At 55.2% G+C, this 14,882-nt stretch carries 15 protein-coding genes; 14 read left to right on the top strand and 1 reads right to left on the bottom strand.

Annotated features, from left to right (window positions below; genetic code table 11):
- Positions 1–51: 51 nt before the first annotated feature.
- From ACRQ84_RS09130 to hisP, 13 genes are all read left to right on the top strand, one after another.
- Positions 52–1,062: an aspartate-semialdehyde dehydrogenase gene (locus ACRQ84_RS09130; protein ID WP_483817804.1), complete on the top strand. Its 1,011-nt coding sequence runs from the start codon at positions 52–54 to the stop codon at positions 1,060–1,062.
- Positions 1,062–1,868 carry a tRNA pseudouridine(38-40) synthase TruA gene (truA, locus tag ACRQ84_RS09125; RefSeq protein ID WP_483817803.1) on the top strand — a complete coding sequence of 269 codons (807 nt, stop codon included), beginning with the start codon at positions 1,062–1,064 and terminating at the stop codon, positions 1,866–1,868. Before ACRQ84_RS09130 ends, truA begins: the two co-directional genes overlap by 1 nt.
- A gap of 26 nt (positions 1,869–1,894) precedes the next feature.
- Positions 1,895–2,548, top strand: a complete 654-nt coding sequence (locus ACRQ84_RS09120) for a DedA family protein (RefSeq protein WP_064739350.1) — start codon at positions 1,895–1,897, stop codon at positions 2,546–2,548.
- Positions 2,549–2,680: 132 nt separating this feature from the next.
- A complete protein-coding gene (gene accD, locus ACRQ84_RS09115) occupies positions 2,681–3,589 on the top strand; it encodes an acetyl-CoA carboxylase, carboxyltransferase subunit beta (RefSeq protein WP_007889268.1) in 909 nt (302 codons plus the stop codon).
- Positions 3,590–3,773: 184 nt separating this feature from the next.
- On the top strand, positions 3,774–5,039 hold the full coding sequence (folC, locus tag ACRQ84_RS09110) for a bifunctional tetrahydrofolate synthase/dihydrofolate synthase (protein ID WP_483817802.1): 1,266 nt from the start codon (positions 3,774–3,776) through the stop codon (positions 5,037–5,039).
- Positions 5,029–5,778, top strand: a complete 750-nt coding sequence (gene dedD, locus ACRQ84_RS09105) for a cell division protein DedD (protein ID WP_483817801.1) — start codon at positions 5,029–5,031, stop codon at positions 5,776–5,778. Before folC ends, dedD begins: the two co-directional genes overlap by 11 nt.
- Before the next feature lie 250 nt (positions 5,779–6,028).
- Positions 6,029–6,514 (top strand): colicin V production protein, encoded by a 486-nt coding sequence (gene cvpA, locus ACRQ84_RS09100; protein WP_064739347.1) that lies wholly within the window; start codon positions 6,029–6,031, stop codon positions 6,512–6,514.
- Positions 6,515–6,550: 36 nt separating this feature from the next.
- Complete coding sequence (gene purF / locus ACRQ84_RS09095; RefSeq protein WP_064739346.1) at positions 6,551–8,068, top strand: amidophosphoribosyltransferase; 1,518 nt, start codon at positions 6,551–6,553, stop codon at positions 8,066–8,068.
- Between the two features lie 116 nt (positions 8,069–8,184).
- Positions 8,185–8,754, top strand: coding sequence for a UbiX family flavin prenyltransferase (locus ACRQ84_RS09090; protein ID WP_064739670.1), 570 nt, complete (start codon positions 8,185–8,187; stop codon positions 8,752–8,754).
- Positions 8,755–9,032: 278 nt separating this feature from the next.
- Entirely contained in the window at positions 9,033–9,815 is a 783-nt protein-coding gene (argT, locus tag ACRQ84_RS09085; RefSeq protein WP_064739345.1) for a lysine/arginine/ornithine ABC transporter substrate-binding protein ArgT, read from the top strand.
- Between the two features lie 192 nt (positions 9,816–10,007).
- Positions 10,008–10,694 carry a histidine ABC transporter permease HisQ gene (locus ACRQ84_RS09080; protein ID WP_483817800.1) on the top strand — a complete coding sequence of 229 codons (687 nt, stop codon included), beginning with the start codon at positions 10,008–10,010 and terminating at the stop codon, positions 10,692–10,694.
- Positions 10,691–11,407 carry an ABC transporter permease gene (locus ACRQ84_RS09075; RefSeq protein ID WP_008105190.1) on the top strand — a complete coding sequence of 239 codons (717 nt, stop codon included), beginning with the start codon at positions 10,691–10,693 and terminating at the stop codon, positions 11,405–11,407. The genes ACRQ84_RS09080 and ACRQ84_RS09075 overlap by 4 nt, the downstream gene beginning before the upstream one ends.
- A gap of 8 nt (positions 11,408–11,415) precedes the next feature.
- Positions 11,416–12,189, top strand: coding sequence for a histidine ABC transporter ATP-binding protein HisP (gene hisP / locus ACRQ84_RS09070; protein ID WP_483817799.1), 774 nt, complete (start codon positions 11,416–11,418; stop codon positions 12,187–12,189).
- Positions 12,190–12,336: 147 nt separating this feature from the next.
- On the opposite strand, the gene ACRQ84_RS09065 is transcribed toward hisP, so the two are convergent.
- Positions 12,337–13,284 (bottom strand): sugar-binding transcriptional regulator, encoded by a 948-nt coding sequence (locus ACRQ84_RS09065; RefSeq protein WP_064739342.1) that lies wholly within the window; start codon positions 13,282–13,284, stop codon positions 12,337–12,339.
- Positions 13,285–13,479: 195 nt separating this feature from the next.
- Between ACRQ84_RS09065 and dalD the strand changes: the two genes are divergently transcribed.
- Positions 13,480–14,874, top strand: coding sequence for a D-arabinitol 4-dehydrogenase (gene dalD / locus ACRQ84_RS09060; protein ID WP_483817798.1), 1,395 nt, complete (start codon positions 13,480–13,482; stop codon positions 14,872–14,874).
- The last annotated feature ends 8 nt before the right edge of the window (positions 14,875–14,882 follow it).

Below are 14,882 nucleotides of genomic sequence, written 5' to 3'. Positions count from 1 at the left end.
CGGTGAAAACACCGCCTTCTGTTTTTGTGTCATTGTCTGGAGTAAACCAACATGTCTGACGGCTGGAATATCGCGCTACTGGGCGCAACAGGCGCAGTAGGGAACGCTGTACTGGAACTGCTGGCTGAACGCCAGTTCCCGGTTGGTGAGTTGTATCTGCTGGCGAGTGAAAACGGTGCCGGTGAGAACAAACGTTTTGAGGGACGTACCGTGCTGGTGCAGGATGCGGCCGAGTTTGACTGGACGCAGGTGCAGTTAGCGTTTTTCACCGCCGGACGTGAAGCCTCGGCGCGCTATGCCGAAGAAGCCGCGAGCCAGGGTTGTCTGGTGATTGATAGCAGCGATCTGTTCGCGCTTGAACCGGACGTGCCGCTGGTGGTGCCAGATGTGAATCCGCAAGTGCTGGCGGATTACCGTAATCGCAACATTATCACCGTGGCCGACAGCCTGGTGAGTCAACTGTTGTGCGCGATCAAACCGCTGGTGGATCTGGCTGGCCTGAGCCGTTTGCAGGTGACCAACCTGATTGCGGCCTCCAGCCACGGTAAAGCCGCGGTGGACGGTTTAGCCGGTGAAAGCGCGCGTTTGTTGAACGGCGTGCCTGCTGAACAGCACTATTTTGGCCGCCAGCTGGCGTTCAACATTCTGCCGCTGCTGGCTGACAGCAATGGCAGCGTTGAGAGTGAGCGCCGCGTGGTTGAGCAGGTGCGTAAGGTGCTACAGGATGAAGGTTTGCCGATTGCGGTGAGCAGCGTTCAAGCGCCGGTGTTCTATGGTAATGCGCAGATCGTGCATGTGGAAAATCTGCGTCCGTTGTCAGCTGAAGAAGCGCGCGATGAACTGGGTCGCTCTGGTGATATCAATCTGAGCGAGGAGAGTGATTATCCTACTCAAGTAGGCGATGCCTCCGGCAGTGAAGTACTGAGCATTGGCTGCGTGCGCAATGATTACGGCATTCCTGAGCTGCTGCAGTTCTGGTCAGTGGCAGACAACATCCGTTTCGGCGGCGCACTGATGGCAGTCAAAACCGCCGAGAAGCTGGTGCAGGAGTATTTCTATTAATGTTGCCTGAAGGTAAAACGCTTAAGCTGGCGTTGGGTATTGAATACGATGGCAGCCGTTATTACGGCTGGCAGCGGCAAAATGAAGTGCGCAGCGTGCAGGAAAAGCTGGAGAAGGCGCTGTCGAAGGTCGCCGATCACCCGGTGGTGGTGTTCTGCGCTGGCCGCACCGATGCTGGCGTGCACGGCACCGGGCAAGTGGTGCATTTTGAAACCACCTCGCCGCGTGCCGACGCGGCCTGGACGTTAGGCGTTAACGCCAATCTGCCCGATGACATCGCGGTGCGTTGGGTGAAAGCAGTGCCGGACGAGTTCCATGCACGTTTTAGCGCCACGGCGCGCCGTTATCGCTACGTGATCTACAACCACCGGCTGCGTCCGGCAATTCTGGGGAATGGCATTACCCATTATTATCATCCGCTGGATGTGGAAAAGATGCAGCGCGCCGGGCAGGCGCTGATTGGCGAGAATGACTTTACCTCGTTCCGCGCGGTGCAGTGTCAGTCACGTACGCCGTGGCGCAACGTGATGCATCTCAACGTCACGCGTCATGGACCGTATGTGGTGGTGGATATCAAAGCCAACGCGTTTGTGCATCATATGGTACGTAATATTGTCGGTAGCCTGATGGAAATCGGCACGGGCAATCAGCCGGAAGAGTGGATGGCGACGCTGCTCGCGGCCAAAGATCGTAAGCTGGCGGCGGCGACCGCCAAAGCCGAGGGGCTTTATCTGGTGGCGGTGGATTATCCATCCCACTTTGCTTTACCTCAGCCTGCGTTGGGACCGTTGTTCCTCGCGGATTAACCGTTAATTAGGATGTCGGGAGTCGTATGGAGTTCATCCATTTTTTGATCGATTTTATTCTGCATATTGATGTGCATTTAGCCGAGCTGGTGGCGCAGTACGGCATCTGGATTTACGCCATTCTGTTCCTGATTCTGTTCTGTGAAACGGGTTTAGTGGTGACGCCGTTCCTGCCAGGTGATTCGCTGCTGTTTGTCGCCGGTGCATTGGCGGCATTGCCGGGTAACGATCTCAACGTGCATCTGATGGTGACGCTGTTAGTGATTGCCGCCATCCTTGGGGATGCGGTGAACTACACCATTGGGCGTTTGTTCGGGGAGAAGCTGTTCAGTAATCCGAACTCGAAAATTTTCCGTCGCAGTTACCTCGATAAAACCCACGCGTTCTACGACCGCCATGGCGGCAAAACCATTATACTTGCGCGCTTTGTACCAATCGTGCGAACCTTTGCCCCCTTCGTGGCAGGGATGGGACATATGTCTTATCGCCACTTCGCGCTCTTTAACGTGACGGGCGCACTGCTGTGGGTGCTGCTGTTCTCTTACGCCGGTTATCTGTTTGGCGACTTGCCGATTGTGCAGGAGAACCTGAAGCTGCTGATCGTCGGCATCATCATTGTTTCTATACTGCCAGGCGTAATTGAAGTGTGGCGTCATCGCCGCCAGCAGAAGTCACAGTAAGCTCGTAACCAGATTTTTATCCACAGCGTGAACGGGTTGTGGTTTAATGAGCGACATTTACGGCCTGCTGAAGGTGATTTCAGCAGCAATGAGAAGACTGGACCAGGTCAGCATTAAATAGAAAGGTCATCAATGAGCTGGATTGAACGCATACTGAATAAAAGCACTGCCACGCCAACGCGCAAAGCCAGCATCCCGGAAGGGGTGTGGACCAAGTGCGATAGCTGTGGACAGGTGCTGTACCGCGCCGAGCTGGAGCGTAACCTCGAAGTCTGCCCGAAGTGCGACCATCACATGCGTATGCACGCCCGTGAGCGTTTGCATAGCATGCTGGATGAAGGTTCGCTGGTTGAGCTGGGTAGCGAGCTGGAACCAAAGGATCTGCTGAAGTTCCGCGACTCGAAGAAGTATAAAGACCGTTTGGTCGCCGCACAGAAAGACACCGGCGAGAAAGACGCGCTGGTGGCGATGAAAGGCACGCTGCACGGTATGCCGATTGTCGCTGTGGCTTTTGAGTTCTCCTTTATGGGCGGCTCAATGGGTTCAGTGGTTGGCGCGCGCTTTGTGCGTGGCGTTGAGCAGGCGTTGGAAGACAACTGCCCACTGATCTGCTTCTCCGCGTCAGGCGGTGCACGTATGCAGGAAGCGCTGCAGTCGCTGATGCAAATGGCGAAAACCAGTGCGGCACTGGCGAAAATGCAGGAGCGCGGCTTGCCGTACATCTCCGTGCTGACCGACCCAACCATGGGCGGCGTGTCAGCCAGCTTCGCGATGTTGGGCGACCTCAACGTGGCGGAACCGAAAGCGCTGATCGGCTTTGCCGGTCCACGCGTTATCGAGCAGACCGTGCGCGAAAAACTGCCGCCGGGCTTCCAGCGTAGCGAGTTCCTGATTGAGAAAGGCGCGATCGACATGATTATCCGTCGCCCGGAAATGCGCTTTAAGCTGGCAAGTCTGCTGGCGAAAATGATGAACCTGCCAGCACCGCTGCAGGATGGTAATCAGCCTGATGTGGCTGAGCCGGAGAGCAACGAAGCCTGACAGGCAACGGAAAGGAATCTTCCTTTCCTCCAATGCACCGTCTACACGACATCATTCGAGCTGCAGCAAGGCGGCAAGTGAATGCATCCCCGGGAGCTGACTTTGGTAAGTGACCGGGGTGAATGAACGCAGCCAACGCCGCTGCAGCTTGAAGGATGATGTGTATTTATTAAGAACGGGACACATGGATAATTCTCTTCCTCAAGCCACGTCGCCTTTGGCCACGTGGCTTCATTATCTTGAGCACCTGCATTCTCAGGCCATTGAATTAGGCCTGGATCGTATTCAACGCGTCGCTGCTCGCCTCGACCTGCTCAAACCTGCTCCCTTTGTCTTCACCGTCGCCGGCACTAACGGCAAAGGCACGACCTGCCGCACGCTGGAAACGTTGCTGATTGCTGCGGGCTATCGCGTGGGCGTCTACAGCTCGCCGCATCTGGTACGTTACACCGAGCGCGTACGCGTGCAGGGCGCAGAACTGGATGAGGCGCAGCACAGCGCCAGTTTTGCCGCGATTGAAGCCGGACGCGATGACATTTCACTGACCTACTTTGAGTTCGGCACCTTGTCGGCTTTCAATCTGTTCCGCGCGGCCAATCTTGATGTGGTGATACTGGAAGTCGGCCTTGGCGGACGTCTTGATGCAACCAATATTGTCGATGCCGATGTGGCGGTGATCACCAGCATTGCGCTGGATCACACCGATTGGCTCGGTCCGGATCGTGAAAGCATCGGCCGGGAAAAAGCCGGGGTGTTCCGCGCAGGTAAACCGGCGGTAGTCGGTGAAGCCGACATGCCGGGTACCATCGCGCAGGTCGCGGCTGAGAAGGGCGCCGTGCTGCTGCAACGTAATCGCGACTGGCAATGGCAGCAAACCGGCGCCAGCTGGACGTTGCAGGATGCGCACGGTGAACTGCGTGATTTACCGCTGCCGCAGGTGCCGTTACCCAATGCTGCGACCGCACTTACCGCGCTGCGTGCGTCAGGTTTGACGGTAAGCGAAGCGATTATTCGTCAGCATCTGCCGCTGGCTATTCTGCCGGGACGTTTCCAGACCGTCAGCGAAGCGCCGCGCGTGATTCTCGATGTGGCGCACAATCCGCATGCCGCTTACTATCTGGCTTCGCGTCTGGCTGAAGAGGCGCACAGCGGGGAAGTGCATGCGGTGGTTGGCATGCTGCACGACAAAGATATCGCGGGCACGTTGGCGGCGCTGGCGCCGCAGGTTGATCGCTGGTATTGCGCGCCGCTTGATGGCCCACGCGGTGCCTCAGCCGATGAGCTGCTGGCGCATGTGGATGGCGGCGTGCCTTACAGCAACGTTGATGCAGCCTGGCAAGCGGCGCGTCAGCAGGCGCGTCCCGAAGATGTGATTCTGGTGTGTGGCTCTTTTCACACCGTAGCGCAGGTTATGGAATCGATGGCAGCGGAGAACGGCAGTGGCAAGTAAGTTCCAAAATCGCTTAGTCGGTACGGTCATTCTGGTGGCGATCGGTGTCATCGTGTTGCCCGGCCTGCTGGACGGAAAGAAAAAGCATTATAAAGAAGAGTTCGCGGCGATTCCGCTGGTGCCAAAACCGGACGATCAGCAGGATAGCGAAATGGTGCCGCCGGTAACCCAACCTCTACCCGCACAGCCGCCAGAAGGGGCAGGTGCGGCGCAGAGTCAAAACGGGGGTAAAACTGCCACTAATGGCAGCGCCCAGCCGACGCAGAATAGCGAGCCAAGCGTGGTAACGCCGCCGCCGGTGCATCAGCAAATCCAACCGAAACCGGTTGAACAGCCGAAGCCAAAACCGGTCGAGCAGCCGAAACCGAAGCCGGTTGAGCAAGCGAAGCCAAAACCGGTTGAGCAACCGAAGCCGAAACCGGTTGAGCAGCCGAAGCTGGTGGAACAGCCTAAACCGGTGGAAACGCCGAAGCAGAGCGAACCCGCAGCGCCAGCCGGTCAGGCATTTGTTGTGCAGTTGGGTGCGTTGAAGAACGCGGCAAAAGTGAGCGAGATTGTGGCGCAGCTGCGTCTCTCTGGTTATCGCGCCTTCACCGTGCCGTCCACGCCGGTGCAGGGACAAATCACCCGTATTTATGTCGGTCCGGATGCCAATAAAGCGAAGCTGCAAGGTTCGCTGAGCGAACTGCAAAGTATCTCCGGCCTCGGTGGCGTGGTGAAACCGTATAGCGCGCGATAAAGCGCTGATAAGCCGCGCCGATGGCAGAAAAAGGCGCGGCTTTACAAAAATTTTGTAGCGAAGCGCGGCAATAAAATTATTAAATATCAGTGGATTAAATCGCTGATAACACACAGGGCGAGGAAAGTTTTTTTCATCGCCCTTTTTGCGGAAACAGAACCGGAAAACCCTACGCAAACGTTTTCTTTTTCTGTTAGAATGCGCCCCGAACTGGATGCAGGGGTGCGATAGCACTGGGCTGGAAGAGTTCATGATCTGGATTGATTACGTCATTATTGCGGTAGTTGGTTTTTCGGCTCTGGTCAGCCTGATTCGTGGGTTTGTCCGGGAAGCCTTATCTCTCGTTACCTGGGGATGTGCGTTTTTTGTCGCCAGTCATTATTACGCCTACCTTGCAGTCTGGTTTACGGGTTTTGACGACGAACTGGTTCGCAACGGCATCGCTATCGCGGTGTTATTCGTTGCCACCCTGATTGTGGGTGCCATCGTGAACTATGTGATCGGCTCGCTGGTTGAAAAAACTGGCTTGTCGGGAACCGACAGGGTGTTGGGGGTCTGTTTCGGGGCGTTGCGTGGCGTGCTGATCGTGTCTGCTATGCTGTTCTTTCTCGATACATTCACCGGCTTTTCCAAAAGTCCTGACTGGCAACAGTCGCAACTCATTCCCCAGTTCAGTTACATCATCAGGTGGTTTTTCGATTACCTGAAAAGCACGTCGAGTTTTTTACCCCGGTGACACCATCGGGAGTGCGGCTAATGAGGAAATGACAATATGTGCGGTATTGTTGGTATCACCGGTTTCATGCCAGTAAACCAGTCAATCTATGACGCGTTAACGGTGCTTCAGCACCGCGGGCAGGATGCCGCCGGCATTTGTACCATCGATGCTATTAACTGCTTCCGTTTGCGTAAAGCTAACGGTCTGGTCAGCGATGTGTTCGAAGCACGCCATATGCAGCGTCTGCAGGGCAACATCGGGATTGGTCACGTGCGCTATCCAACGGCAGGCAGCTCCAGCGCCTCTGAAGCGCAGCCTTTCTACGTGAACTCCCCTTATGGCATCACGTTGGCGCATAACGGCAACCTGACCAACGCCCATGAACTGCGTAAACAGCTGTTCGAAACGGGTCGCCGTCACGTTAATACCACCTCTGATTCCGAAATCCTGCTGAACATCTTCGCGCAGGAGCTGGACCGTTTTCAGCACTATCCGCTGGAAGCTGACAACATTTTTGCTGCGGTGGCGGCGGTGCATCAGCAGGTGCGCGGCGCTTACGCAGTGGTATCAATGATTATCGGACACGGTATGGTCGCCTTCCGCGATCCAAACGGTATTCGTCCGCTCGTGCTGGGCAAGCGCGTGATCGCCGATGGCCGCACTGAATACATGGTGGCGTCGGAAAGCGTCGCACTGGATACGCTGGGCTTCGAATTCATCCGTGACGTGGCACCAGGTGAAGCGGTGTACATCACCGAGCAAGGCCAGCTCTCTACGCGTCAATGCGCGGAGAACCCGAAAACCAACCCGTGCCTGTTCGAGTACGTCTATTTTGCCCGTCCGGATTCGTTCCTCGACAAAATTTCGGTGTACAGCGCGCGCGTGCGCATGGGCACCAAGCTGGGCGATAAAATCGCCCGCGAGTGGGAAGATCTGGATATCGATGTGGTGATTCCGATTCCGGAAACTTCAACCGATATCGCGCTGGAAATCGCGCGTATCCTCGACAAGCCGTATCGTCAGGGATTTGTGAAAAACCGCTACGTTGGCCGTACCTTCATTATGCCGGGCCAGCAGCTGCGTCGCAGCGCGGTACGCCGTAAGCTGAACGCCAACCGCGCTGAGTTCCGTGATAAGAACGTGTTGCTGGTGGATGACTCCATCGTGCGCGGCACCACTTCGGAACAGATTATCGAAATGGCGCGTGAAGCCGGTGCGAAACGGGTTTACCTGGCTTCAGCAGCACCGGAAATTCGTTTCCCGAACGTTTACGGCATCGACATGCCAAGCGCGACGGAACTGATTGCGCACGGGCGTGAAGTGGAAGAGATTCGCCAGCTGATTAAAGCCGATGCGTTGATTTTCCAGGATCTGGACGATCTGATCGAAGCCGTGCGCGAAGAGAATCCGGATATTGCCCAGTTCGAGTGCTCGGTATTCAACGGCATTTATGTCACTAAAGATGTCGATCAACAGTACCTTGAGTATCTGCAGTCGCTGCGTAATGACGATTCCAAAGCCATCGCGCGTCAGACAGAAGTAGAAGGCCTGGAGCTGCACAACGAAGGCTAAGCCGAACGTGGTGACAGAGTAAAAGCAGGGCGGGCGCAATCCCGCCCTGTTTGTTTTTGTATTTTTGCTCAGCGAGCCGCTATCATTGCCGCAATCTGAACGAGCAAGGCTAAATGATGAAACGACTGATCATTGGAATTTCCGGCGCCAGCGGCGCGATCTATGGTGTGCGCATGTTGCAAGTGCTGCAACCGCTGGCGGAAGTGGAAACCCATTTGGTGGTCAGTCCCGCGGCGCGGCAAACGCTGGCGCTGGAGACCGATTTCAGCCTGCGTGAGGTGCAAGCGATGGCCGATGTGGTGCATGACGTACGCGATATCGCCGCCAGCATCTCATCCGGTTCTTACAAAACCCTCGGTATGGCGATTGCTCCTTGCTCCATGAAAACGCTCTCAGGCATTGTCCACAGTTACAGCGACAGTTTGCTGACCCGCGCCGCTGATGTGGTGTTAAAAGAGCAGCGTAAGCTGGTGCTGTGCGTGCGCGAAACGCCGCTGCATTTAGGACATCTGCGCATGATGACCACGGCAGCTGAGCTAGGTGCACTGATTATGCCGCCGGTGCCGGCGTTCTATCACCGTCCCCAATCGATTGGCGATTTAGTCGATCAAACGGTTAATCGCGTGCTCGATCAGTTCGATATTGAGCTGCCAGAAGATCTTTTCACGCGCTGGAGTGGCGCATAATGGTGCATTAATGCACTGTTGGTGTGCAAATTCGCGTGCGCGATCACTCTTCGTGCATCTTGTGCACCAAAAGTTAACAATGTCGCTTTTTCTTCCTCACACCGCTGTTATATTTCCCTCACAAACTAAGTGCTTGCGCCGCTCACGGGCGCAGTATTTAGTGCGCTTGCGCAGCGTTTAGCCGATTCACAGAACTGGCATGAAATGTGCACATCTTACAGCGCAAACCAACACATCACGCACCACATAACAATAAGCACTTCACTTGAGGGTTACCTATGAAAAAGCGAGTTTTGGCTCTTTCTCTGATGCTGGCAATGGCAAGCAGCGCGAGTGTCTTCGCCGCTGTGCCGCAGTCGTTGCGCATCGGAACTGACCCGACTTATCCGCCATTCGAATCTAAGAACGCGCAAGGCCAGCTGGTGGGCTTTGATATCGATCTGGCGAACGAAATTTGTAAGCGTATCAAGACTAAATGTACTTATGTGGAAAGTGATTTCGATGCGCTGATCCCGTCGCTGAAAGCGAAGAAAATCGACGCCATCATCTCTTCTCTCTCTATCACCGAAAAGCGTCAGGAAGAGATCAACTTCTCTGAAAAACTCTACGCGGCGAATGCTCGCTTAGTGGCGCCAAAAGGCTCCACGCTGAAGCCAACCATTGAATCGCTCAAAGGCAAAAATATTGGTCTGCTGCAAGGCACTACGCAGGAAACCTATGCAAAAGAGTACTGGCAGCCAAAAGGGGTCACCGTTACGCCTTACGCTAACCAGGATCTGGTGTATCAGGATTTGAACGCCGGCCGTATTGATGCCGCGTTCCAGGATGAAGTGCAGGCGAGCGAAGGCTTCCTGAAGCAGCCAGTTGGCGCAAAATATGCTTTTGCGGGCCCAGCAGTGAAGGACGACAAAATCTTTGGTGTCGGTACCGGTATGGGTTTGCGTAAAGATGACGCAGACTTGAAGGCGGCGATTGATAAAGCCTTTGGCGAAATGCGTAAAGACGGCACTTACGACAAGATTGCTAAGAAGTATTTTGATTTTAACGTGTACGGCGACTAACAGTTCTGTCTCCTGACTTTAGCCCTTTAAGCCGCAGGATCGTTGGCTTCGTGTATTCATCCCGGTCACTTACTTGTGTAAGCTCCCGGGAATTCATACACTTGCCGCCTTCCTGCGACTCGAATGTCTTGGTCAGTGCCGTTTTTTGCACTAGACGGTAATTTTACATTTTCCTCACGACAGGATTGAATCATGTTGTATGGCTATTCCGAAGTAATCCTCAAGGGTACCCTTGTGACGCTGGAGCTGGCGCTCAGTTCGGTGTTGCTGGCAGTGGTGCTCGGCTTAATTGGCGCTGGCGCCAAACTCTCCCGCAGTCGCCCGCTGGCGATGCTGTTTGAAGGCTACACCACCTTAATTCGCGGTGTACCCGACTTAGTATTGATGCTGCTGATCTTCTACGGTCTGCAGATCGTCCTGAATATGATCACCGACGCGCTGGGACTGGCACAGTTTGATATCGACCCGATGGTCGCCGGTATCATTACGCTCGGCTTTATCTACGGCGCTTACTTTACTGAAACCTTCCGTGGCGCATTTCTCGCCGTGCCAAAAGGGCAAATCGAAGCGGCAACGGCTTTCGGTTTTACCGGCTTACAAACCTTCCGTCGCATTCTGTTCCCGGCCATGATGCGCTTTGCGCTGCCGGGTATCGGCAACAACTGGCAGGTTATTCTTAAAGCCACGGCGCTGGTCTCGCTGCTGGGTCTGGAAGATGTGGTGAAAGCCACGCAGCTGGCCGGAAAAAGCACCTGGCAGCCGTTCTACTTCGCCATTGTGGCGGGTGTGATTTATCTGGTGTTTACCACGCTGTCGAACGGCGTGCTGTGGTGGCTTGAACGTCGCTACACGGTGGGTGTGAAAAGGGCAGAGCTATGATTGAGATTATTCAGGAATATTGGAAACAGCTGCTCTGGACCGATGGTTACCGTTTTACCGGCATCGCGATTACGCTGTGGTTATTGATCATCTCGGTAGTGATCGGCGGTTCGCTTGCCGTGCTGCTGGCGATTGCCCGCGTCTCCTCCAACCGCTTTATCTCTACGCCGGTATGGCTGTTTACCTACGTGTTCCGCGGCACGCCGCTGTATGTGCAGCTGCTGGTGTTCTACTCTGGCATGTACACGCTGGAAGTGGTGAAAGGTACTGAACTGCTCAACGCCTTCTTCCGCAGCGGGCTTAACTGTACGCTGCTGGCGTTCACGCTGAATACCTGCGCCTATACCACCGAAATCTTTGCCGGTGCAATTCGCTCGGTGCCGCACGGTGAAATCGAAGCGGCCCGCGCCTATGGCTTCTCGCCGTTTAAATTGTATCGCTGCATCATTCTGCCTTCGGCACTGCGCACCGCACTGCCGGCGTACAGCAATGAAGTGATTTTGATGTTGCACTCCACCGCGCTGGCATTTACCGCCACCGTGCCGGACCTGTTAAAAATCGCGCGCGATATCAACTCGGCCACCTATCAGCCGTTTACCGCGTTCGGCATCGCTGCGGTGCTGTATCTGATTATCTCTTACGGGCTGATAAGCTTGTTCCGCAAGGCTGAACAACGCTTCCTGGCGCACGTAAAACCTTCTTCATCGCATTGAGTATCACTATGGCTGACAATAAATTAAGCGTTACCGAACTGCACAAACGTTACGGTGAACATGAAGTATTAAAAGGCGTATCGCTGCAGGCTAATGCTGGCGATGTGATCAGCATTATTGGCTCGTCTGGTTCCGGGAAAAGTACTTTCTTGCGCTGCATTAACTTCCTCGAGAAACCGAGTGAAGGCACGATTGTGGTTAACAATCAGCAAATCAATTTGGTGCGCGACACTGATGGTCAACTCAAAGTCGCTAACAAAGAGCAACTGCGTATGCTGCGCACGCGCCTCACCATGGTATTTCAGCACTTCAATCTGTGGAGCCACATGACGGTGCTGGATAACGTCACCGAAGCACCGATTCAGGTGCTGGGATTGAGCAAGGCAGAAGCGCGTGAGCGTGCGATTAAGTATCTGGATAAAGTCGGCATTGATGCGCGGGCGCGCGCCAAGTATCCAGTGCATCTCTCTGGTGGCCAGCAGCAGCGCGTGTCGATTGCGCGTGCGTTGGCGATGGAGCCAGAAGTATTGCTGTTTGACGAACCCACTTCTGCGCTCGATCCAGAATTGGTCGGCGAAGTGCTGCGCATCATGCAGAAGCTAGCGGAAGAGGGCAAAACCATGGTGGTGGTAACACACGAGATGGAGTTTGCTCGTCACGTCTCTAATCACGTGATCTTCCTGCATCAGGGCAAAATTGAAGAGCAGGGCACGCCGGATGAGCTGTTCGGAAACCCGAAAAGCCCGCGCTTGCAGCAGTTTTTAAAGGGATCGTTGAAGTAGTTTCTGTGCACGCTGTCCCCCACCTCGGTCCTCCCCCATAAATGGGGGAGGAAGATGCTGCAATATGTGCGTACTGATGCTGCATGTGGCAGCGTCTCCTTCCCCCGCTGGCGGGGGAAGGCCGGGATGGGGGACAGCCAGCACATTTTACTCCCGCAGCAACTTCAGCGCCGTATCCTCATCCGTCACCAAACCTGACACCCAGCCGCCCTGCAGCGCCGCGCGGATCGCCGGATATTTACGCTCGCTGCCGGCGAAGCCAATAATCTGGCGTTGCGTCTGGCTCTCGAGCAACACGCTCGTCAGCAGTTCATCGGTTTCCCCCAACACGCGTTCGCCTTGCTGATTGAAAAAGTGTCCGAGCATTTCGCCGACCACGCCGCGTGCGTTGAGCGCAGCAACTTGCGCATCGGTGATAAAACCTTCGGCATGCAGCGGGCAGCCCGGCTGCACTTCACCGATGCCAACGAAAGCGACATGGGCCTGCAACGCGCGTAACGTCACGCGCTGATAAACCTGATGCTGAATCCACATCGCTTTATCTTCCGGCGTGTCGGCATACAGTGGCGCAGGAATGAAGAAATACTTGCCCTGCATCTTCTCCGCCATCTTCAGTGGCACATCGTAGCGCGTGCCCGAATCATCCCGCGCAATCGCGCCAATCATCGAAACGCACTGATGCTGCGGTCGTTCAACCCAGGGAAGCGCATCAATCATCGAACGCAGCGTCTTACCGGAACCAATGCCAAACACCTGCGGTTGCTCCTCGCTGATGTATTGCGCCATTACTGCCGCACCTTCTACCGCCAGCATCTGCTGGATGGCGTCATCATCAAGGTTGGCGGAAGGCACCACGCGGCATAGTTGCAGGCCAAACTTCTCCTGAACGTCGCTCGCCAGATGCAAACAATGGGTCACCGGATGATCAATCTTTACGCTCACCATGCCCATTTCACGCGCGCTGGAGACTAAACGCTGCGCCACCTGACGTGACAATCCTAATGCGCGTGCAATCTCCTGCTGCGTCACGCCCGCCACGTAATACATCCAGGCCGCACGTGCTGCCAGTTCTTGTTTTTTCTCTTCTCTGCTCATCGCGCTGTTCCGTCAAAACCGGTGCGCCATGTTAACGCGATATGCGGAACATGTGCTAATTGAGCAAAAGCCCTAAAATTGAGCAAAAGTATTAATTGTGATTTGGCTCGCAGAACGATCGACGTCGCACGCACTATGCTAAATGAAATCGGGCAAATGCCCTTAACTTTGGCAAATGTTTATTTTGAGGCGAAGATGACCAATCAATCAGTGTGGATGCATATCGGCGCAGGTTCTTTCCACCGAGCGCATCAGGCGTGGTATCTGCATAAATTGCGCGAGCAGGGCGATGAGAGCTGGAGCATTGCGCTGGGTAATATCCGTAACGATGCGGCACCGCTGCTGAAACAACTTGCTGCGCAAAATGGCGAATATGTGCTGGAGACGGTGACACCAGAAGGCGAACGTGATTACGAAACCATCACTTCACTGCGCAAAATTCTGCCGTGGGACAGCGACATCAGCGCGCTGGTTGAGCAGGGGGCGAAAAGTGAAACCCGCGTGATAGGTTTTACCGTCACCGAAGCCGGTTACTATTTAACGCCTAATTTCGAACTCGACCTCACGCAGCCTGATGTGCAGGCCGATATAAACGGCGACATCCGCACGATTTATGGCGCACTGGCGCGCATTCTCATGCACCGCCTGGCCAACGGTGGTGCGCCTGTCACGCTGCTCAACTGTGACAACCTGCGCCATAACGGCGAACGCTTCCGTCAAGGCTTCCTCACGTTTCTTACGGCCAAAGGCGACAACGCATTAGCGAGTTGGGTGCGAGAAAATACTACGTCGCCAAACACCATGGTGGATCGCATTACGCCGCGGCCAACCGCCGAGGTGGCTGAGCGCGTCAAAGCCGCCACGGGTAAAGATGATGGTGCGGCGGTAATGGCCGAATCCTTTATTCAATGGGTGATTGAAGATGACTTCATTGCCGGTCGCCCGCAGTTGGAGAAGGTTGGCGTTGAGCTGGTGGAATCGGTATTGCCGTGGGAAGAGGCGAAAATTCGCATTCTCAACGCCACGCATGCGGCAATTGCCTGGGCAGGCACGCTGATTGGTCTCAATCACATTGATGACAGCACGCGTCAGCCGGCGATTTATCAATTAGCTTATGACTACGTGACACAGGATGTGATGCCATCGCTGTCGCCAAGCCCGCTGGATTTGGCCGACTATCGCGATGTGGTTCTGGCGCGTTTCAGCAATCCCTTTATCAAAGACACCAATCAGCGTGTTGGCGCGGACGGTTTGTCGAAAATCCCCGGCATGGTGACGCCAACGCTGTGCGAATGCTATCAGCGCGGGGCAGAACCGGCGGCGACTGCCGTGCTGCCTGCGCTGTTCTTCCTGTTCCTGCAACGTTGGGCTAATGATGACCTGCCTTACACCTATCAGGATGGCGTGTTGCAGACGGATGCGTTGCGTCAGCAGTTTAGCCGTCCCGATGCACTTACCGCTTTCCTGAGCGATAGTGCGCTGTTTGGCGAACTGGCACAGGACAAGGCGTTTCATGCGCTGATGACGCGCACCGTAGCAGACCTGCAGCAGTGGCTGAAACAGCCGGAACGCACGCTGGCCGCGGTGTAAGGAGCGCA

The sequence above is a fragment of the Pantoea sp. E2023-21 genome (genome assembly GCF_051302795.1).
In the GTDB taxonomy this organism is placed as follows: Bacteria; Pseudomonadota; Gammaproteobacteria; order Enterobacterales; family Enterobacteriaceae; genus Pantoea; species Pantoea ludwigii_A.
This window is presented reverse-complemented; position numbering and strand designations above follow the sequence as displayed.

Excerpts from the sequence above, each read along its gene's own strand:
- argT (WP_064739345.1), top strand. The coding sequence starts at position 9,033 with ATGAAAAAGCGAGTTTTGGCTCTTTCTCTGATGCTGGCAATGGCAAGC.
- dalD (WP_483817798.1), top strand. The coding sequence starts at position 13,480 with ATGACCAATCAATCAGTGTGGATGCATATCGGCGCAGGTTCTTTCCAC.
- ACRQ84_RS09080 (WP_483817800.1), top strand. The coding sequence starts at position 10,008 with ATGTTGTATGGCTATTCCGAAGTAATCCTCAAGGGTACCCTTGTGACG.
- ACRQ84_RS09075 (WP_008105190.1), top strand. The coding sequence starts at position 10,691 with ATGATTGAGATTATTCAGGAATATTGGAAACAGCTGCTCTGGACCGAT.
- truA (WP_483817803.1), top strand. The coding sequence starts at position 1,062 with ATGTTGCCTGAAGGTAAAACGCTTAAGCTGGCGTTGGGTATTGAATAC.
- ACRQ84_RS09130 (WP_483817804.1), top strand. The coding sequence starts at position 52 with ATGTCTGACGGCTGGAATATCGCGCTACTGGGCGCAACAGGCGCAGTA.
- folC (WP_483817802.1), top strand. The coding sequence starts at position 3,774 with ATGGATAATTCTCTTCCTCAAGCCACGTCGCCTTTGGCCACGTGGCTT.
- ACRQ84_RS09120 (WP_064739350.1), top strand. The coding sequence starts at position 1,895 with ATGGAGTTCATCCATTTTTTGATCGATTTTATTCTGCATATTGATGTG.
- cvpA (WP_064739347.1), top strand. The coding sequence starts at position 6,029 with ATGATCTGGATTGATTACGTCATTATTGCGGTAGTTGGTTTTTCGGCT.
- purF (WP_064739346.1), top strand. The coding sequence starts at position 6,551 with ATGTGCGGTATTGTTGGTATCACCGGTTTCATGCCAGTAAACCAGTCA.
- ACRQ84_RS09090 (WP_064739670.1), top strand. The coding sequence starts at position 8,185 with ATGAAACGACTGATCATTGGAATTTCCGGCGCCAGCGGCGCGATCTAT.
- accD (WP_007889268.1), top strand. The coding sequence starts at position 2,681 with ATGAGCTGGATTGAACGCATACTGAATAAAAGCACTGCCACGCCAACG.
- hisP (WP_483817799.1), top strand. The coding sequence starts at position 11,416 with ATGGCTGACAATAAATTAAGCGTTACCGAACTGCACAAACGTTACGGT.
- ACRQ84_RS09065 (WP_064739342.1), bottom strand. The coding sequence starts at position 13,284 with ATGAGCAGAGAAGAGAAAAAACAAGAACTGGCAGCACGTGCGGCCTGG.